Origin of the sequence: Dysgonomonas sp. ZJ279 (genome assembly GCF_011039205.1) — a bacterium.
Lineage (GTDB): Bacteria > Bacteroidota > Bacteroidia > Bacteroidales > Dysgonomonadaceae > Dysgonomonas.
In genome coordinates this window covers 21,891-40,822 of sequence record NZ_JAAKEL010000001.1, presented here as the reverse complement: position 1 = coordinate 40,822, position 18,932 = coordinate 21,891, and the positions used below count along the sequence as shown (strand labels likewise).

Here is an 18,932-nt window from a genome sequence, read left to right as displayed (position 1 = left end):
CTGTAATTAATCCGTATTTTTGAGGTCGCAGATCATTTTATTAACCATCTATGTACAACATAAAAGTCTGTGATAAGTAAACAATAGTGTTTTAACGATTTACATTAAGCTAAACAATCAATAGATATGGAAAGGATAACCAGCCTGCAAAATCCGAAAATAAAAAATATAGTGAAGCTCGCAAAAAACAAAGAGCGACACGAACAAAACCTTTTTATTATCGAAGGAGCACGCGAATTATCTCTTGCCTTATCAGCAGGTTATATTATAGAATCGGTGTATGTGTGCCCCGAACTTTTTACAAAAACCGACTATCCTGATGTACTTAATTCGGTAGGTGAAAACAAAGTAATAGAAGTGTCTCAAGCCGTTTTCGACAAAGTTGCTTATCGTGAAGGTTCGGATGGACTTCTAACCTTAGCACGACCAAAAGCGCACGATCTCAATAACCTGAAACTATCGGACAACCCTTTCATTATCGTACTCGAAGCTGTGGAGAAACCGGGCAACTTAGGTGCTATTCTTCGCACAGCAGATGCCGCGCAAATAGATGCCGTTATCATTTGCGATCCTACTACAGATCTGTACAATCCGAATGCTATACGCTCTAGTGTAGGCTGTTCTTTCACTGTACAAACTGCCATTTGCACCTCACATGAAGCACTTGGTTTCCTTAAAGAAAAGAACATAAAATCGTATGCAGCCGAACTGCAAGCATCGCAATGGTATCAGGATACTGACTTCACCCAACCATCAGCTATTATTATGGGGACAGAAGCGGATGGCTTAACAACTACATGGCTTAACAATGCCGATGCGAGAATCAAAATACCCATGCGAGGAAAAATAGACTCACTAAATGTATCGGTGTCTACTGCCGTACTAACTTTTGAAGCGATGAGACAGCGTGGATTTTAAGTAAAAAGCAAACGTAGATACACAAACTATCCAACCAGATATCGCGTCAACCAATAAATATAAATGGCAAAAAGAAAGAGAAAAAAACAGTCGGGTGTAGAGAAGAATATTCGCACTATACTTGCAATTATCATAGCATTAGTTACTCTCTTCGGCGGATCGAAAATATATGACTTAGATCTTTTCCCGACCGAGACACCTGACAATAAGCAGACAGAAGCAATAATTGTAAAACCCAACGATAAGCTTAACGGTAAAATTATCCGTATATCGGACGGAGACACAGTAGTCTTATTAGATAGTCTAGGTGCGCATCATAAAATAAGACTCGATGGGGTCGACTGCCCAGAGACAGGGCAAGACTTCGGGACTAAAGCAACCAACTTCACAAAAGACCTGTGTATAGATAAACACATCACTGTAGACATAATTGGCAGAGACCAATATCAACGCATATTAGGGGTAGTACATGCTGATGGTATAAATATAAATGAAGAACTGCTTAAAAACGGACTGGCATGGCGATATAAGTATAATAAATCGCCACGCTATCTTGAACTGGAAGAGGATGCACGCCACCGTAAAATAAATATTTGGAGCATGAAAAATCCGGTAGCACCTTGGGATTTCAGAAAGAACAATTAATAGCTTTCAGTATACACCTTATAAACATTGCATTAGAGACTAGAGATTAACACATAGGTAACTATTTCTTCGTTTTAATTATAATAACCCCACTTGCTCCCCGTGTGCCATAGCCAGCACCATCTCTTATTACCTCTATACTTTCTATAGTTTGAATATCTAGTGACGAATCGACATCAGCAAGGCTTGAATATTCTGTATTATCTACTATAATAAGCGCCGCACTTTTCAAATTTATAGAGTTATCTCCTCTAAAACGGATTCCAATCGCGCCATCTACCCCTGTATAAACGTTTGCCCCGGCAAATCTCCTCTTTATAAGTTCTGATACTTGATTAAGTCCCGAGTCTACGATTTCTTCCCGAGTCATTTTATCTCCTCTGGGTGCGCGCTTCTTATAGGAATATTCATGAGTTGTTTTTTCAGCACCATTATCGACATCGAATGTTTTCTTATCAAGAACAATATTAAATACATCTTTATTTTTTACCGCAATTAAAGCCTCCGTATAAGTCGATATTTTAATAACCAAAGTATCTCTTTCGTTAACATCACTTAAAGAGAATGTACCGTCTTTGAGTGTTTCTACCTGATTGAATTGTCCTTTAATCTTGACGACTAAATTCTTCTTCGGCTTCCCTTTATTGTCGGAAATTGTACCCGAAATATCCTTGCCTTTCATTACTAACACCGAGAGAATGTAAAAACAGATTAATAGTAGCTTTTTCATAGTCAGATTAGGTTAAATGGAGAATAGGTTAAAAAACACCGGATATAACCAGTTACGTATCAGGTTATATCTCAAAGATAAAATAATTTTACTTAATATTTGACTTCTGAAATAAAAATCACCAACGACCCTCAGAAATGCTTATTACTTTCTTTTACACAGCTATCTTTTACAGCATCAGCCCTCTATATATGAAAAACTTTGTGTACATTTGTGCGATTTTAAGAAGTTTAGAAAAAAAGAAATTATGATGAATCCGATTACAAAAAGTATCGATTTAGGTGATGGAAGGTCTATCACCATTGAAACCGGAAAATTAGCAAAACAAGCCGACGGCTCTGTTATGGTACGCATGGGTAACACCATGATGCTAGCAACAGTGTGTGCAGCAAAAGACGCTAAACCGGATGTAGATTTTATGCCACTACAAGTAGAATACAAGGAAAAATTTGCGGCATTCGGCCGTTTTCCCGGTGGCTTTCAAAAGAGAGAAGGACGTGCTTCAGATTACGAAATTCTGACATGTCGTTTGGTTGACCGTGTGCTTCGCCCATTGTTCCCAGATGACTATCACGCTGAAGTATTTGTTAATATTATATTGTTTTCTTCAGACGGAATAGATATTCCTGATGCACTTGCAGGTCTTGCTGCTTCAGCAGCTCTTGCCGTATCTGATATTCCTTTCAACGGACCTATCTCGGAAGTGAGAGTGGCTCGTATAGATGGCAAATTTATGGTTAATCCGACATTCGATCAACTTGAAAAAGCGGATATGGATATCATGGTAGGTGCTACTATGGATAATATTATGATGGTAGAAGGTGAATTTAAAGAAGTGTCGGAAGCAGAAATGCTTGAGGCGATTAAAGTTGCACACGAAGCTATTAAGGTACAATGCCAAGTTCAATTAGAACTAATGGAAGCTTGCGGTACGACTAAAAAACGTGAATACTGCCACGAAACAAATGATGAAGACCTACGCAAAGACGTATGGGCTAAATGTTACGACAAAGCATATGCTGTAGCAACATCATGCAACACAAACAAGCACGAACGTGGCGATAACTTTGCTGCGATCGTTGACGAATATAAAGCAACTCTTACGGAGGAAGAACTAAAAGAAAAAGGTTCTCTTATCTCACGTTATTACCATGACGTTGAGAAAGAAGCTATGCGCCGTTCTATCCTTGACGAAGGTAAACGTCTTGATGGACGTTCGACTACCGAAATCCGTCCTATCTGGAGCGAAGTAGATTATCTACCGGGAGCTCACGGATCGGCTATCTTCACTCGTGGAGAAACTCAATCGCTTACAACTGTTACTTTAGGAACAAAGATGGATGAGAAAATCATCGACGATGTTCTTAACAATGGTAGAGAGAGATTCCTTCTACATTACAACTTTCCTCCATTCTCAACAGGTGACGCTAGACCACAACGTGGTGTTGGTCGTCGCGAAGTAGGACACGGAAATCTTGCCCACAGAGCACTTAAACCAATGATCCCTACAGACTATGCATACGTAATACGTATTGTATCTGAGATTCTTGAATCGAACGGATCATCGTCTATGGCTACTGTATGTGCGGGAACTCTTGCCCTTATGGATGCAGGTGTTAAAATCAAAAAACCGGTAACAGGTATTGCAATGGGACTTATCTCTGAGAAAAAAGGTACAAACTTTGCTGTACTATCTGACATCTTGGGAGACGAAGATCATTTAGGTGATATGGACTTCAAGGTATGTGGAACAAGAGACGGTATCACTGCTACTCAAATGGATATAAAAGTAGATGGTCTATCTTACGAAATTCTTGAGAAAGCATTGAACCAAGCTCGTGAAGGTCGCCTTCACATCTTAGGTAAAGTACTTGAAACAATCGCTGAACCAAGAGACGACTTCAAACCAAATGCTCCGCGTATCGAAGTTGTAATTATCGGTAAAGAATTTATTGGCGCTGTAATCGGACCTGGTGGAAAGATTATTCAAGGTATCCAAGAAGAAACCGGTGCTGTAGTTACTATCGAAGAAATTGACGGATACGGACGTGTTGAAATATCAGCAAACAACAAGGTAGCTATCGATGCTGCTATGGCTAAGATAAAAGGCATCGTTACTGTCCCTGAAATAGGTGAAGTATACGAGGCTAAAGTTCGCTCTATAATGCCTTATGGTGCATTCTGCGAATTCCTACCGGGCAAAGATGGTTTGCTTCATATCTCTGAGATCTCTTGGGATCGTATCGAAGATATGGAAAATGCAGGACTAAAAGAAGGTGATATCATCGAGGTGAAACTTGTAGATATCGATGCGAAATCGGGTAAAATCAAACTATCTCGCAAAGTTCTCCTTCCTCGTCCTCCAAGACCTGAAAGACCAATTATCAAACAAGATAACGGTAACAACCCCGAAGCTTAAATAGTTAATTCTATTCACATATAAAGAGGCTGGCTCAATAAGAGTTCAGCCTCTTTTTTTGCCTTATCAGTACTGTTAATTTTTAAAGATGCATAGCCCAATATTACATATGAGCTTTTCCGCATATTCTTTCTAACGCACACTACCTATTATAAATTAGATAATTACCCAACAATCGATGAACATTATACATTAAAGTTATGTTATAGAAAGTAAAAGTTAAAAGATTTACATGAATTCGTAAATATTGCGAAACAATAAACGCCTTTTTTTGTTAATTAATATAGAAGCAAATAGAATTAATATTAGGATTTATAAAAAAGAAAATTATAAAATTATGAGAGCATTTAAGTTTTTTTCGCTAGTACTATTTAGCGTACTGATATTTACCTCATGTAAATCGTCACTGACCGTATCTACCGACTATGATCGTAGTGTAGACTTCTCGAAATATAAAACATTCGGTATCTATAAGCTAGACACTGAAGCTCAAACTATCACAGATTTGAATAGAACACGTATCTACTCATCAATAAAAGCAGCTTTGATAGAAAGAGGACTTACCGAATCGGAAAATCCTGATTTATTGGTAAATGCCTTAGCTTTTGTTGAATCGAGAGAATCTCATTCCAGTTCCACTATGACTACCGGTATGGGTATGGGCATGGGCGGCATGGGTATGGGTGGTATGATGATGGGTGGATTCCACCGACCTTACATGTGGGGTGGCCCTATGATGATGGGTGGATCTAGCGTATCTCGTACTCAACACAATGTAGATATTTATCACAAAGGATCGTTATTGATAGACTTGATAGATGCTAAACAAAACACACTTGTTTGGCATGCAGCAGGTAACCGCGACATCGATAAGAACTTCGGACGCGATGCAGATGCAAGAATTATGAAATATGTTACTCAAATGCTTGCAAGCTTCCCTCCTGCAACAATCGTAAATTCAACAGTGAAGTCTAAGTAAAATCACTATAACAGAAAATTAAAGAAAAAGCTGCTCCTTTGTGGGCGGCTTTTCTTATCTTATGCAAACAATAGATTAATAGTGTAAATTCATTTTTCTCGTTAAATTTGTGATTATATAAACAGATATGCGACTGATAAGAAAACAACAATTGTAAATCAAAAAAACGGTAAAAGTTGGATAAGCAGTTTATGACGATGATACAGCAGAACGAAGGTATCATTTACAAGGTTGCCTCTTTTTACACTGATAAAGAATATCCCATAGGAGACCTTTATCAGGAAATTGTACTCAACCTTTGGAAATCATATCCTTCATTCAGGGGTGAGAGCAAATATTCGACATGGATATACCGCATCGCTCTGAATACATGCGTATCGTTCTATCGACGTAGCACGAGAAATATCAACATAGTTGATATTGCGATCGACATACCCGATATAACTGACAACAACGACCAGATAAAAGAATTGTATAGTCTCATAAACAGACTGGGAAAAATAGAACGGGCATTGGTTCTACTCTATCTTGACGATAAGTCTTATAAAGAAATAGCAGAGATTACGGGGTTAAGCGTAACCAACGTAGCCACAAAGCTAAATAGGACTAAAGAGAAGATGAAACAGATGTCGAACAAGTAACACTATCTATTATGGATTTAGACAATATAAAAAAGAGTTGGCAGGAAAGAGAAATAAAGCCAACAATAAGCGAAGAGAAAATTCAAAGAATGCTTGATAACAGAGGCAAGAATGCATTAGAGAATTTAATGACATTCGAAAAATGGATTTTAATCATTGCTGCTTTATGCGTACCGATAATCGCCATATTCGAAAAGCCATATTATTTAATGATCTTCTGTTTAATAAGTTTTATTTGTGGATTGACATGGCAAATATACAAATATAGGTTTCTGAAAAAAATAAATCTATCAGAAATGAGCATATTAGAGACATCGATTGCTATTACAAAATATAAGAGGTACATTCTGAGAGAAATCATAGTAGGAATAATCTGGTGCATCGCATTTACCGGTATCGTTGTATACGAACGTTATACAACAGCTTCGAATGAGAACAACCCAATAATGTATTCTTTAATAACAATAGGTGCAACTTTTATTATAATATTAACTTGCGCATATATTGTATATGTAATTTACCGCTATATTTATATGCAAAACATAAGTCAGATAGAGAAATCAATAGCCGAAATTAAAGACTTCGAGCAGGACAACGGGTAATATTAATCATCTAATATCAAAAGTTATAATGAAAAAAGCATTCATCACTTTAGTCTTACTGATATTTACAGCAACAATAGCTTCGGCTCAGGATATAAATAAGCTTTCCGGCTCGCTATTATGGAAAATATCGGGTAACGGCATTACACGGCCTTCGTATATAGTAGGTACTCATCATCTGGCTCCTGTAAGCTTTACAGACAGCATATCGGGCTTGAAAGAAGCCTTAAACGCAACCAATCAGGTAGTAGGAGAAATACTTATGGGTAATGAGGCAGAAATGCAAGCCAAACTGCTAAAAGTAGCAATGATGCCTGACAGCGAAACTTATCATACACTCTTATCGAAAGAAGATTATGAAATACTCGACAAAGGCTTGAATGAGGTATTAGGTGTAGGTCTTGACAAGGTAGGCAGAATGAGACCGGGCATTTTATCGACACTATACAGCCTGGCTTTATACACAAAGCTATATCCTGAATATAAAATGGGACAAGAGTCTATCGACGAATATCTACAACGTACTGCAAATGATAATGGTAAAACAATACTCGGACTGGAGAGCATCGAAGATCAGGTTCATGCACTATTAGACTCCGAACCAATGGAGGCACAGATAGAAGTATTGATATGTACGGTAAGTAATAACAGCTTCGAAAAAGAAACGGCAGACCTGCTAAACGATTACTATTATGCAGGAAACCTGACCGGGATGTACAATCTAGCATTAAATGATCCGAATGATCCATGCCCGACATCGAAATCTCACAAAGATGCTTTACTGAAAAACAGAAACAACAAATGGATAGGTGAACTACCTGCCATAATGAAAGACAAACCCAGTATGATAGCCGTAGGTGCATTGCATCTGGCTGGCGAAGAAGGACTTCTTTATCAATTATCGAAATTGGGATATACAGTGGAAGCTGTAAAATAAGGAATCTAACAACAATTAGATATAAACACTACTATGAAGAAGCCCCGTAATTGTGATAATTACGAGGCTTCGCTTTTTTATTTCAAGAGAATAAACTTATATCAAATTTAAAATAACTGACCAGATCGGACATATACCTGAGATTTGCCACGATTGTCTACCGACCATAAAACATTATAAACGGCAGAACCCGATCCGTTAGTAGCACTGATATATACCATTCTGCTGATAGGATCGTAAAAGACAGACGTATTTTCAAGAATCGGTTCGAACAAATAATCGAACAGACTTCTTGGTATTGTTGTACTCCTTCCCTTTACAGTTACTACTATCGATTGATAACGTCTTGTAGGGAACGAATTGACAACGCCCATAGCTTGTTTTGTGCCTACCATGCGGCGACCGTCAGCACCTTCCTTAATCGTTCTGTCGCCCGCTGCAACATTCGATGTAGAAACAACTACACGTATAGAATCGTTCCTGAATGAGATATTACCATGAGCCGACAAGCGTTCTACTTCTATTAACTCCTGATCGCGAACATCTTCCGTAAAATTACTATTTACATAACCTGACTCTATATCCCCTGTCGCTGTATAATAATCGGCCTTTCGCCATGGCAGTACATCCCTATCTGCCTGATAGAGAAATAAGACCGAACCATTCGGCATAGTCGCCTTCACCTGACCCTCGTCGGCCATTCTTTCATAAAGCTTTGCAGACCCTCTTATCGAATCTTTTACTATCGCAAATTGAGCGGACTCAGTTTGAGCGTAAAGGCTCAACGAAAAGAATACACATAAAAATAAATACACTCTTTTCATAATCATAATAATCATTGAATTACTTTATACGATTGTTTTGCTTCCGTTAACGGTACGGCATTAAAATGCCACCACTCTCCCCTTATAGTCTGGTATCCGGCCGATACCATTACTTTGCGCAACAGTTCCCTATTCTTCACATGTGCAGGTGTAATAATACCCTTCTGCACAAGTTCTGCCTCTTTATTGATCTGCGCAGCATATCCAAGATGATCGAAAGGTGTACCCATCTCCAATGGTTTCCCATTCAGATCGCAGATAGTGAGATCGACTGCCATACCATAATTGTGCAACCCTGTTCGTGAAGGATTGGCCACATAAGGCGCTTGCGGAGTACCCTGCACCACTTTATACATCTTACGCTGCACACTCAACGGACGGGCAGCATCGTAGACCAAAAGCGTCAGTTTAGGATTAAGCTCCTTCAGATATTTCTGAGCCTTTGCCAGCTTCTTAGCGGCTAAAGGATGCAGATATGCATTACTAAGTGTATCGTAAAGAATCACATTAGTGAAATTATCGGTCGTTGCATACTTCAATTCTACACGAATAGTAGAATCTAGGGTATGAATATTTACCATACCGCTTTTCTGCAAATGTGCTTCGATTGTAGACAGTTTTTTTCCTGCCTGCTGTGCTTGCAGGGGTGAAGTTGTTCCTGATATAAAAATCAAGAAAAGAACTATCGCCCAATATTTATTCACCCTATTATTCTTTATCATCCGATTCATCGTCTTCAATATACTCTCTCCTCAATATTTCATCTATCAATGGGTACTCTTGCGAGTATTCGTCCGAATTATTCAATCTGTCGAGTGCCTGATATGCAGCTCTCAGAGATTCGAGGGTTATTATATCCTCTTGGTTGGCTCCCGTTTGCGGGTTATCCATAAACCAATCGAGTACATTCTCGAAATCAGACTTCACTGCGGCGTAGAGAGCCATTGCCGTTTCGGTATTACCTACCTGCTCCATCAGTTGTGCAGACTCTATCATATCGGGGCCAACCATATTTTTGTAATGCCCCATAATAGCCAGCGTAATCTTCGTTTTCATAAGAGTAACGTCCAGTTGCCGCTGCGCTTCTTCTTTCAGTTTATAATAGTACGCATAGTTGGTAAAAGCCGAGCGTATTCCTGCTGCTTCCATCCATACCAAAGCACCTATCGGATTTTCGGGATAGTCGTTGGCTTCTTTCTGTACATTGGCTACAATGTCTTCGAGCGACAAGAACAGCTTGTCGGTAACCTTCAGGCTGACATCGTCGTACTCACCGTTTATATCTAAAGCATAAAGCAGCTTCACTAAATTATTGAAAAGGGAACTATTGTCAGGCTGAATCGTTACAAAGTCATGGTTTTCCAACGTAAAGCTCTCACCTACCGAGAATAGTTCTCCCAGTATAATATCCAATGTTCTCTTTGGCTGGTCTTGTTCTCCCGAGAGATGAGCCAACAAAACATCTGTATTATTACTAAGAATAAGATTCCAGATATACTGATTATCATCATCAAAGAATAATTTCAGCGAATCAGTTAATTGTAGTTGCGCCATTACTTGTCTTTATTGCTTTATAAATTTCTTCCTGAATGCGAGAGCGAATCGCTAAACCGGTAATTCCTTTATGGGTGCGTTTCGGATATACTCTGTTCGACAGGAATATATATATTAACTTATTATCGGGATCGATCCAAAAACAGGTCCCTGTAAATCCCGTATGACCATAAGTATTCATTGGAGTACTTATGCTCGTCGGGCTCGATTTGCTTGTTCGCGGTTCGGGTCTGTCAAAACCCAGACCTCTGCGCGACGTTGGGCTTTGGGTAGATGTAAATAAATTACATGTCTTTTCAGACAAGTATCGTTCATCGCCATAAACGCCTTTATTGAGCCACATCTGATAGAGCTTCGCCAAATCGTTGGCATTCGAAAACAAACCTGCGTTGCCCGATATTCCACCCATGAATGCCGCTCCTTCGTCGTGCACATATCCTTGCAGGAGTTGTTTGCGTAAGAAGTCATCCTGCTCGGTGGGTACAATCTGGCTTTTATCAAACTTGGTCAACGGATTGTAAGTCGTTGTTGTTGCTCCCAGTCCACGAAAGAAATTATCCTGAACAAAAGCGTTCAAATCTTCCTTTGCCTCCTTTTCTATAACCTCTTTGAGTAGCATAAAGTTCAAACAACTGTACAAATATGACTTTCTTTTTCGCAATGTGGAACTTGCAATAGACGACAGAATAGTGTCTTTATAAGCCCGATTGACATACAAGCCATCGGCTAAAGGCAAGAAACCATCTTGCGGTTTAGACGATACAAGATTCGATTTATACTTATAATCGGTACGCGCCCATGTATTGGCATCGAACTCTGCCAGAAAAGGCGAACCCTCGCTTCGGTCGAACAGCTTGCCTGCATAACTTGTCTTATCTATCGCATCCATATAGTAAGGGATGAAAGATGTCAGCCCTGTTTCGTGAAAGAGTGCCTGTCTTACCGTTATATCTGACTTGTCCGTACCCTTAAGTGCAGGCACAGAGTTGCTGAGAGGATCGTTGAGTGTTATCTTTTTTTCATCGTAGAGCTTCATTATAGCAGGGATGGTTGCCGATGCTTTGGTCATAGAAGCTATATCGTAAATATCGTCATTCGTAACGGAGCGCTTGCCATCGTACTGAAACGAACCGAACGAGCGATCGTAAATCACTACACCGTCTTTGGCTATCAATACCTGACAACCGGGAAAAGCCTGCCCTTTTATTCCTTCATTTACAATAAACTCTATGCTATCCAGCTTATTGGATTGAATACCCACTGCTTCGGGAAGGTTATAACTTAGTCTTACTTTTTTCGTATCGACACCGTTACCCACTTTAAACAATCCTTTTACCGATACCGGAATTTTACCGTTCACCACATTTCCACCGAATATAGCCTGCGCTGCAAACTCCTGAGCCAGTGTCGTATTTTCGTAAGCCAATACAACAGCATCGGCACTCTTGACAGACTGCGAATAAGATGTCATTCGGTACGGTACAACAAAGAAGGTAAGAATCAGATTCTTTCCCTCGCTGATGTTTCCTATTGCTGCATCTGCATTTCCTTTATTGTTATGAACAGATACTATAATTGTATTATATGACTCTAAGTCTTTTTTTAGTTTAAGCAGACCTTCGTTGTCGGCAACTGTAAACAGTGTCACATCTGCATATTTTTTCAGTGTATTCTGGAATGTCCTGTCGGATGTCGCACCTACGGCTATCGCTGCTATTTTGCGTTCGTCGAGTTTCTTTAATGGAACGATCGACACATCGTCTTTCAATAACGTAATTGCACTCTTGTTCAGTTCCCTGTTCAACCAATCGGCATAAGGGGTATTCAGCTGCTTTTCTAAATCCTTTGTTTCGACAGGCTTTACGTTATTCACGCCCAGAATATATTTGTAAGCAAGCACTTTCTTGCATTTTTCGTTTATCAGTTCTTCGCTCAACGTCTTATCTGCAACCGCTTTTTTAACGGCTTCGTATTCTTTGGCAGGATACATCGGGCCGAGCAAGATATCGTTGCCTGCAAGCAAGGCTCTGACACAATGGTTATCTTCGCCCGAAACACCTTTCATCTGTAAGCCGTCGGTAAATATCAATCCCGTGAAACCTAATTCGTTTTGTAACAAATCTGTCACCACATTTTCCGACAGCGAACTCGGCTGCGTCTTTTTGTCTAATGCCGGAATATTCAGATGGGCAGTCATAATACCCGACAGCCCTGCTTTGATATATCTGTCGAAAGGGAGTATTTCCACCTCATCCAATCGTTCTCTGCTGTGTGGGATAAGTGGTAATGTATAATGCGAGTCTTTCGATGTATCGCCATGTCCGGGGAAATGTTTCGATACAGCCATTACGCCTCCTGCTTCGAGTCCTTTGGAATACATGATTCCTTGCTGCGCCACACGTTCGGGGTCTTCGCCAAACGAGCGGTTGCCGATTACAGGATTATTAGGATTGCTGTTCACATCCATGTCGGGTGCAAAGTTTACCTGAATACCCATAAGGCGGCATTGGCGTGCTACTTCCATCCCGTAGTAATACAACAGGGAGTCGTTTTGTATAGCACCTAACATCATATTTCGTGGAAACTGCGTTGTATTCTGCAAGCGCATCGACAAGCCCCACTCGCCATCGAGAGAAATCATCAAAGGAACTTTAGCCACACGTTGAACGGCATTAGTCAGTTCTGCCTGATCGGTAGGTGTACCTTTCGAGAACAGGACACCTCCCAGATTGAGATCGCGCACCTGTCCTTCTATCTTCGCTGTGTTTGAAGTCGAACTGCTCCCGTCGGCGACCACAACAAATAGTTGCCCGATACGCTCGTCCATCGTCAAACGATCGAAAACCGAATCGACCCACTGATTCATTTTTGCCTTATCGGCAGATTGGTATAATGCCGGAATGGTCTTTGAGCGATCTTTGGCGGTAAGTGTTACGAAACAAAACAGGGGTAATATGATAATTGAAATAAGTTTCTTCATGTGTTCTAGTTGATGATAATTTATGCTAAAATACTGCATAGCTAATATACAAATTTAACAGGAATATATTTAGCGGAAAACTTTAGCCCAATTAGTAAACATAGATTAACACAAAAAAGTTGACTTACAACCCTTGTCAATATTTGGTATTAATAGCATATTGTAAACTTCGTAGGTGCGTAAATGCGTAAAAGTGCGTAAAAAAATGTGCATGTTTACGCATTTACGCACTTTACGCATATACCCTCTAAGGAGGGATTGGCTATACCCTGTCATTCCGAAACACAGTGAGAAATCTCTCTTTCTATTGCAATAAACTAGGTGACAGATGCTTCCTGTTGTCAGCATGACAGAGAGACAATTACGTTATACTTCTCTACATTCCTCCCCTTGGGAGAGGTAAGGAGGGGGTTACCTATATATACCCTGTCATCCCGACTTGCAAAGAGGGATCTGCTCTCTGATAATATAAAGTATATAATAGATTCCTCACTGTGTTTCGGAATGACAAAGAGAGAAGTCATATTTGCCTAGTGCATAAACGTGCAAAAGCTATGTATGTTACACAACTTTATCGACTTCATATCGGGGAGAAAAAAACAGGGAGTCAAATAGACGCAACCAGAAATTTGGCGCAGTTAAGCCCGACTTTCATCGGGCTTATCCTTCTTCTAGGTAATCGGTCAATGCAACAAAGGCATCAACGGATATTATGCTTGTAAAAGCAAAATGTACAGGTGGTTTTTTTAATTTGCGGTACAAAAATAATCAAATAATTTCAAGAAAAAAATTTACAACAAATAGTTATTTAAAACAATCAAATTTTTAATTGTATATTTAACTGTCAAATAGAATAAAACCCAGATGAGAAAAACACAAATAATCACAATTCTACTTTTATTTATATCATTAACCACTTATTCTCAAAGTGATTACCGTAAGCTGGCAGATAGCCTGAAATATGTATATGCAGTGCCATATATCGAAAGCCTAGCTGATGCGTAAAGTGCGTAAATGCGTAAAAGATATACATGTTTACGCACTTTACGCAGTAAACAAACACCACTTCTTACTCTCTTTGTCATTTCGAAATGTAGTGAGGAATCTATTATATACTTTATATTATCTGGGAGCAGATCCCTCTTTGCAAGTCGGGATGACAGAGTATATATAGGTAACCCCTCCTCAACTCCCTCAAGAGGAGGAACGTAGAGAAGTATAACAAGATTGCCTCTCTGTTATGCTGACAACAGGAAGCATCTGTCATCTAGTTTATTGCAATAGAAGGAGAGATTCCTCACTGCGTTTCGGAATGACAGAGCGGATAGTATAACATTAGCTCAGACTGCGTAAGGTGCGTAAATGCGTAAACATGTACATTTTTTACGCACTTTTACGCATTTACGCACCAAATATTCAAAAGATTTTTCTTCTCATTTATCTATGATTTAAACAAGGAAAAGTTTAACTAATATAATAAATGACAATATGTTTGAATATTTAGATTCAGTAGTAGATGACCTAAAAAAACGTGAGGCGGAAGACCGAAGCAGAGAAGCAGGTTTCTTTTATATACGGACAGCCAACGAATGTATAAAAGATGCGAGTAAACAGAAAGTACCACGCGATTTGTTCCATTCACTGATATTCGAAAAAGAGATTACCTTCCTGTTTGCCGATACGGGTGTAGGTAAATCTATATTTGCGGTGCAGATAGCCAACGAGATCAGCAGCAAACAGAAGGTACTGTACCTCGATCTTGAGTTATCTGAAAAACAGTTCGAGAACCGTTACTCACAGAACTACGACAATCATTATAAGTTTAACGATAATCTTTACAGGATAGACTTTCAACGTCAGTTTTCACTACCTCAGGGTGTACACTACGACGACTTCTTTATCGAATCTATTATCAAGCTTATCGACAAAACAGGGGCAAAGATTATTATAATAGATAATATGACCAAACTGATAAGCTCCGACACGGATAGTGCCAAATCGGCAAAACCATTGATGGACAAACTGTGTGACCTTAAGTTTGAATATCTTAATCGGCAAAACCAAATAAGCACTTTCACCCACACAAAACGTTATCAATCGGCAATTCAATACAGACACTTTTGTTAGCTTGTCGGCAATTCAATATAAACATTATTGTTATCAATAGAGAGCAACAAAACGCCCATAACTTTGGGCGTTCATTATATCTATATGTATACCTTAATATCTCCTTAACATTCCAATGACAAGTGCAACATTATAAAACTCGGACTTGCTTACTTTAAATTCAGGATAATCAGGGTTGTCTGACTTGCAAATAATACAATCACCTCCATCAAATATACGTTTCACAAGTATGCCTTGTGCTGTGTCTACTACATGAATACGCCCCCATTGTACAAAAGAAGTATCTTTTATGTACACACATGCAAGCTCATCACCTGAATGATATTCGGGTAGCATACTATCACCACGTGCAAAAATAGTAAAGTCATACCTGGCAAATGCACGTATTATAGGTATTTGCTCGCAATCATTGATAGTGATACCATCAGATGCAATAGTTAGCGAGCCAGCAGCAGCATCCATTGGTATGCGTGGGCGTGTTTCTTCTTTGATTTCCTCTTTTTGTATTATAGGCACTTTATGGACGACTTCCTTCAGCATCTCACCATCACCAGTCAATAGCCAATTAGCATCAAGCTCTTTATATGAATGTAGTATTTTCGCAATACTTTCACTTGACAAACCTCTAGCCCCTTTGCGTTGTTTACCCAAAGATCCAACAGAGAGCTCAGCCTGTATTGTCATCTGATTATCATTTAATCCTTTGTAGGACATGAATTTGTCAAGGCGATCGAATAAATCATCAATCATATTGCGATATTTCTATATATTAATTTGCTGTGTTGCGATATTTCTATATCTTTGTATCATTATCGAAACAAAGTTAAACAAATTCTGATTATGACAAAGTTAACAGACAGTATTAAAAACATGAGACAACATGGTGATGCTGTACGAATAGCATCCATAGTAAACAAGCAGCGTATTGAACGTGGAGAAGAAACAATATCTCCAGCCTATGTTAGATCTATGCTGAATGGTAACAGAAAGATGACTAAAGAGGTATCTGAAGTTTCCAAAACATTCTTTGAAACACAAGAGGAGCTTAACCAAGTATTTGCAACCAATTAACTATATCACATGGAAACACCTATCTACCAAACAGCAGGCGACTGGACAACAGACCATAAAGCAGATGGTTCGATGATTATCAGTATGAACAAGGACATAAGCATTTATGTACAACATGGCATAGCTAGCGTATATAAACATGCTGAACTTATAACAGAAACAGAAGTAGGATATATGAAACTACATCATTTCAACCTCTATTTACACCACATAGAAGCTAACAACTCTAAAAATAATTGATATGAAAGTAAAAGTAACCTGGAGAAACAAAAACCCATTTTGTCCTCGATTGGAGGATTTAACGAAAGTATCGGAAGCTGAACTAGCAGATGACACCCCTTTTGATCAAATAGAGTATTGGGCGAATGAAGCCACACCTGAAGGCTTTTGGTTATGCCAAATAACAACCCCATCAGGTACTACCAGTTACACACCTCAAGGCGAGGTTATTTAACTATCCTATAATGGTTCATGGCAGGGTTCGACTCCCTGCATAGGAACAATTTTAAAGTAAGTACAATGAACGTGAATACAGGCGATATTATTAGCTACAAATCTAGTTTATACCTCTCACAAGAGTATATACTAGATCATGCTGGCATTAGCGCTGGCTATTTGCGAGTAGCTAAAAGCAGGGCTAATAAAGGCACTTCTGAATCGTGGCAAAATGTGGAGTTACACAATACATCATATTTCAAATATGCTAACATCCCTGCCAGCTCCAAATGTAACTTACCTACAAGGGATAATTTGCAGATGCTAGCTGTTAGATATGACACTGATATTGTTAGCCTTATTAATACAGCTAAAGAGGACACGACAAAGGACTTTTTAGGTTTATATAAGAATGATGAAGATCTAGCTTTAGCAGCTGCTATTATTCACGAGGCTAACAAGTACATTATCAATAATAAAGTATCGTTTGCAAAATCTGCATTTTTTGATGAACTGGCTGATGAAATAAAACTTCAGGATCTGAAGCATCTGCCAAAAACATGGAGAAATGTAAGAGACAAGGTGCAAGAATATCACAACACCAGTAAGATCACAGACCTTGTATTTGCTAAAAACAAAGGCAATAACCATCGTACAAAGTTTGCCAATGATGAAACGATCAAGGCATGGTTAATAACGTTTATTGAAAGCCAAAAGAACTATTCAGCAGCATTCATACACCGAAAAGTAAAGCGTATGAGTTTGCAATCAGGCATAGATCACCCATCAGTACGATGGATAAGCAACTTTTTAGCTGATCCTGAAACACAATATCTCACACAACAAAGATACGGATCCAACAGTAGATTTAATCGTAAATATATACCATCTATACCAACTAAAACGGCTGTATTTGCTGGTGACTGCTGGCAAATAGATGGTACACGTGTCAATATAATAGACCACAAAGCCACATATATCAACAAACAAGGCAAAAAGGTAACAGGGCAAAAGTTCTTATATATTATCGCAGTTCGTGATGTAATGAGTGGTATGCCATTAGGCTGGGAGTATTGCTATGAAGAAACGGCTGATGCTGTGATTAACGCTTTAGCTATGGCAGTTCGTACAGCTGGATACCTTCCTTATGAATTCGTATACGACCGCTTTCCAGGACACAACACAACTGAATGGCAAACCATAGAGACTTATATGCGTGCAAAAGGTACTCGCATGACTATAGCCTATAAGGCTGATGGTAAAGCAAACATTGAGCGTTGGTGGGGAACCTTACAGGACGTGTTTATGATGGATAGTGATCTATATTATGGTCAAGGTATCAAATCTACTCGCAGGCATGCACATAGAAGTAAAGAATATGTACAATCTATGCGTCAATGGGCTAACAAAAATCATTTCAACTATGATGATGCTTGCAAAGAAACCGACAAAATAGTTAATAGCTATCTAAATACTCCATTTTCTGAATATTCAACTAAGTTTAAAAGTATTGATCAGTCGCCGATGGAACTACATGAAGAAAGCGACAAACCTAATACTTACCCAATAACAGATCATGATTGGTGCTTCTTATTCGGACTGAATAAGCAAGTATCCATATTTAACTATATGATACATACACAAATCGACAATGCACATTATTACTATGGTATTGATGATTGTGATGTAATAGCCAAATATACAGGCGTAAAACTCACCAATTGCTTTGATTACGAAAACTTAGATACTGTACACCTCTATGATGGTGATGAGTATGTAGGTTCGTTTGCTGGAATAGAACCAGCACAACAATTCGGACCCGATAGAGATATGCGTGCTGTTGGTAGACTAAAATCAATAGCGACAAAAGTCGACACCGATCGCAAAGCAAAACGTGCCAAAATCAAAGATACAGAGCTAGATGTAGCTATTCAACATGAAGCAAGTGAGGTAAATATGATGCAAGGAGGAATACTTCCAAAGCATACTTATGAAGATTCTGAATCTGCTTTTTTACTTGAGGAATGGGATGAAGGAGATGTAGTAATAACCGCTAAACATCAATATTAA

The 18,932-nt window shown here is 39.0% G+C and carries 19 protein-coding genes; 13 read left to right on the top strand and 6 right to left on the bottom strand.

Annotation, left to right across the window (positions count from 1 at the left end):
* Positions 1–126: 126 nt before the first annotated feature.
* Both G7Y57_RS00245 and G7Y57_RS00240 read left to right on the top strand, forming a co-directional pair.
* Positions 127–918, top strand: coding sequence for a TrmH family RNA methyltransferase (locus G7Y57_RS00245; protein WP_165020170.1), 792 nt, complete (start codon positions 127–129; stop codon positions 916–918).
* Between the two features lie 63 nt (positions 919–981).
* A complete protein-coding gene (locus G7Y57_RS00240) occupies positions 982–1,563 on the top strand; it encodes a thermonuclease family protein (protein WP_165020169.1) in 582 nt (193 codons plus the stop codon).
* Positions 1,564–1,624: 61 nt separating this feature from the next.
* On the opposite strand, the gene G7Y57_RS00235 is transcribed toward G7Y57_RS00240, so the two are convergent.
* A complete protein-coding gene (locus tag G7Y57_RS00235; protein WP_165020168.1) occupies positions 1,625–2,293 on the bottom strand; it encodes a TonB-dependent receptor plug domain-containing protein in 669 nt (222 codons plus the stop codon).
* A gap of 247 nt (positions 2,294–2,540) precedes the next feature.
* Here G7Y57_RS00235 and pnp point away from each other — a divergent pair, with 247 nt between their 5' ends.
* The 5 genes from pnp (at position 2,541) to G7Y57_RS00210 (ending at position 7,871) form a co-directional block, all read left to right on the top strand.
* A complete protein-coding gene (gene pnp / locus G7Y57_RS00230; protein ID WP_165020167.1) occupies positions 2,541–4,712 on the top strand; it encodes a polyribonucleotide nucleotidyltransferase in 2,172 nt (723 codons plus the stop codon).
* Positions 4,713–5,049: 337 nt separating this feature from the next.
* The gene (locus G7Y57_RS00225; protein WP_165020166.1) at positions 5,050–5,691 is read left to right on the top strand and encodes a DUF4136 domain-containing protein; all 642 of its coding nucleotides are present in this window, start codon (positions 5,050–5,052) and stop codon (positions 5,689–5,691) included.
* A 191-nt stretch (positions 5,692–5,882) separates the two neighbouring features.
* Entirely contained in the window at positions 5,883–6,332 is a 450-nt protein-coding gene (locus G7Y57_RS00220; RefSeq protein WP_165020852.1) for a sigma-70 family RNA polymerase sigma factor, read from the top strand.
* Between the two features lie 11 nt (positions 6,333–6,343).
* Positions 6,344–6,934 carry a hypothetical protein gene (locus tag G7Y57_RS00215; RefSeq protein WP_165020165.1) on the top strand — a complete coding sequence of 197 codons (591 nt, stop codon included), beginning with the start codon at positions 6,344–6,346 and terminating at the stop codon, positions 6,932–6,934.
* Between the two features lie 28 nt (positions 6,935–6,962).
* Positions 6,963–7,871, top strand: coding sequence for a TraB/GumN family protein (locus G7Y57_RS00210; protein ID WP_165020164.1), 909 nt, complete (start codon positions 6,963–6,965; stop codon positions 7,869–7,871).
* 107 nt (positions 7,872–7,978) lie between these two features.
* Here G7Y57_RS00210 and G7Y57_RS00205 read toward each other — a convergent pair whose 3' ends face one another.
* Genes G7Y57_RS00205 through G7Y57_RS00190 form a run of 4 tightly spaced genes read right to left on the bottom strand, consistent with a single transcriptional unit; the run spans position 7,979 to position 13,229 of the window.
* Positions 7,979–8,695 carry a hypothetical protein gene (locus tag G7Y57_RS00205; RefSeq protein WP_165020163.1) on the bottom strand — a complete coding sequence of 239 codons (717 nt, stop codon included), beginning with the start codon at positions 8,693–8,695 and terminating at the stop codon, positions 7,979–7,981.
* An 11-nt stretch (positions 8,696–8,706) separates the two neighbouring features.
* Positions 8,707–9,417 carry a M15 family metallopeptidase gene (locus G7Y57_RS00200; RefSeq protein ID WP_165020162.1) on the bottom strand — a complete coding sequence of 237 codons (711 nt, stop codon included), beginning with the start codon at positions 9,415–9,417 and terminating at the stop codon, positions 8,707–8,709.
* The gene (locus G7Y57_RS00195; protein ID WP_165020161.1) at positions 9,404–10,249 is read right to left on the bottom strand and encodes a hypothetical protein; all 846 of its coding nucleotides are present in this window, start codon (positions 10,247–10,249) and stop codon (positions 9,404–9,406) included. The genes G7Y57_RS00200 and G7Y57_RS00195 overlap by 14 nt, the downstream gene beginning before the upstream one ends.
* Positions 10,227–13,229: a glycoside hydrolase family 3 N-terminal domain-containing protein gene (locus tag G7Y57_RS00190; protein WP_165020160.1), complete on the bottom strand. Its 3,003-nt coding sequence runs from the start codon at positions 13,227–13,229 to the stop codon at positions 10,227–10,229. The genes G7Y57_RS00195 and G7Y57_RS00190 overlap by 23 nt, the downstream gene beginning before the upstream one ends.
* Positions 13,230–14,093: 864 nt before the next feature.
* Between G7Y57_RS00190 and G7Y57_RS00185 the strand changes: the two genes are divergently transcribed.
* Complete coding sequence (locus tag G7Y57_RS00185) at positions 14,094–14,234, top strand: hypothetical protein (protein ID WP_165020159.1); 141 nt, start codon at positions 14,094–14,096, stop codon at positions 14,232–14,234.
* A 483-nt stretch (positions 14,235–14,717) separates the two neighbouring features.
* Positions 14,718–15,356: an AAA family ATPase gene (locus G7Y57_RS00180; protein WP_165020158.1), complete on the top strand. Its 639-nt coding sequence runs from the start codon at positions 14,718–14,720 to the stop codon at positions 15,354–15,356.
* Between the two features lie 93 nt (positions 15,357–15,449).
* Here G7Y57_RS00180 and G7Y57_RS00175 read toward each other — a convergent pair whose 3' ends face one another.
* Positions 15,450–16,106, bottom strand: a complete 657-nt coding sequence (locus G7Y57_RS00175) for a helix-turn-helix transcriptional regulator (protein WP_255491294.1) — start codon at positions 16,104–16,106, stop codon at positions 15,450–15,452.
* 90 nt (positions 16,107–16,196) lie between these two features.
* Between G7Y57_RS00175 and G7Y57_RS00170 the strand changes: the two genes are divergently transcribed.
* The 4 genes from G7Y57_RS00170 (at position 16,197) to G7Y57_RS00155 (ending at position 18,932) form a co-directional block, all read left to right on the top strand.
* On the top strand, positions 16,197–16,427 hold the full coding sequence (locus tag G7Y57_RS00170; RefSeq protein ID WP_165020157.1) for a hypothetical protein: 231 nt from the start codon (positions 16,197–16,199) through the stop codon (positions 16,425–16,427).
* Between the two features lie 9 nt (positions 16,428–16,436).
* Complete coding sequence (locus G7Y57_RS00165) at positions 16,437–16,667, top strand: hypothetical protein (RefSeq protein ID WP_165020156.1); 231 nt, start codon at positions 16,437–16,439, stop codon at positions 16,665–16,667.
* 1 nt (position 16,668) lies between these two features.
* Positions 16,669–16,881, top strand: a complete 213-nt coding sequence (locus G7Y57_RS00160) for a hypothetical protein (protein ID WP_165020155.1) — start codon at positions 16,669–16,671, stop codon at positions 16,879–16,881.
* Positions 16,882–16,946: 65 nt separating this feature from the next.
* Positions 16,947–18,932, top strand: a complete 1,986-nt coding sequence (locus G7Y57_RS00155; protein WP_165020154.1) for an integrase catalytic domain-containing protein — start codon at positions 16,947–16,949, stop codon at positions 18,930–18,932.

Coding starts and splice junctions, on each gene's coding strand:
- G7Y57_RS00160 (WP_165020155.1), top strand. CDS start 16,669: ATGAAAGTAAAAGTAACCTGGAGAAACAAAAACCCATTTTGTCCTCGA.
- G7Y57_RS00245 (WP_165020170.1), top strand. CDS start 127: ATGGAAAGGATAACCAGCCTGCAAAATCCGAAAATAAAAAATATAGTG.
- G7Y57_RS00200 (WP_165020162.1), bottom strand. CDS start 9,417: ATGATAAAGAATAATAGGGTGAATAAATATTGGGCGATAGTTCTTTTC.
- G7Y57_RS00195 (WP_165020161.1), bottom strand. CDS start 10,249: ATGGCGCAACTACAATTAACTGATTCGCTGAAATTATTCTTTGATGAT.
- G7Y57_RS00220 (WP_165020852.1), top strand. CDS start 5,883: ATGACGATGATACAGCAGAACGAAGGTATCATTTACAAGGTTGCCTCT.
- G7Y57_RS00215 (WP_165020165.1), top strand. CDS start 6,344: ATGGATTTAGACAATATAAAAAAGAGTTGGCAGGAAAGAGAAATAAAG.
- G7Y57_RS00235 (WP_165020168.1), bottom strand. CDS start 2,293: ATGAAAAAGCTACTATTAATCTGTTTTTACATTCTCTCGGTGTTAGTA.
- G7Y57_RS00175 (WP_255491294.1), bottom strand. CDS start 16,106: ATGATTGATGATTTATTCGATCGCCTTGACAAATTCATGTCCTACAAA.
- G7Y57_RS00180 (WP_165020158.1), top strand. CDS start 14,718: ATGTTTGAATATTTAGATTCAGTAGTAGATGACCTAAAAAAACGTGAG.
- G7Y57_RS00190 (WP_165020160.1), bottom strand. CDS start 13,229: ATGAAGAAACTTATTTCAATTATCATATTACCCCTGTTTTGTTTCGTA.
- G7Y57_RS00210 (WP_165020164.1), top strand. CDS start 6,963: ATGAAAAAAGCATTCATCACTTTAGTCTTACTGATATTTACAGCAACA.
- G7Y57_RS00185 (WP_165020159.1), top strand. CDS start 14,094: ATGAGAAAAACACAAATAATCACAATTCTACTTTTATTTATATCATTA.
- G7Y57_RS00225 (WP_165020166.1), top strand. CDS start 5,050: ATGAGAGCATTTAAGTTTTTTTCGCTAGTACTATTTAGCGTACTGATA.
- pnp (WP_165020167.1), top strand. CDS start 2,541: ATGATGAATCCGATTACAAAAAGTATCGATTTAGGTGATGGAAGGTCT.
- G7Y57_RS00165 (WP_165020156.1), top strand. CDS start 16,437: ATGGAAACACCTATCTACCAAACAGCAGGCGACTGGACAACAGACCAT.
- G7Y57_RS00205 (WP_165020163.1), bottom strand. CDS start 8,695: ATGAAAAGAGTGTATTTATTTTTATGTGTATTCTTTTCGTTGAGCCTT.
- G7Y57_RS00170 (WP_165020157.1), top strand. CDS start 16,197: ATGACAAAGTTAACAGACAGTATTAAAAACATGAGACAACATGGTGAT.
- G7Y57_RS00155 (WP_165020154.1), top strand. CDS start 16,947: ATGAACGTGAATACAGGCGATATTATTAGCTACAAATCTAGTTTATAC.
- G7Y57_RS00240 (WP_165020169.1), top strand. CDS start 982: ATGGCAAAAAGAAAGAGAAAAAAACAGTCGGGTGTAGAGAAGAATATT.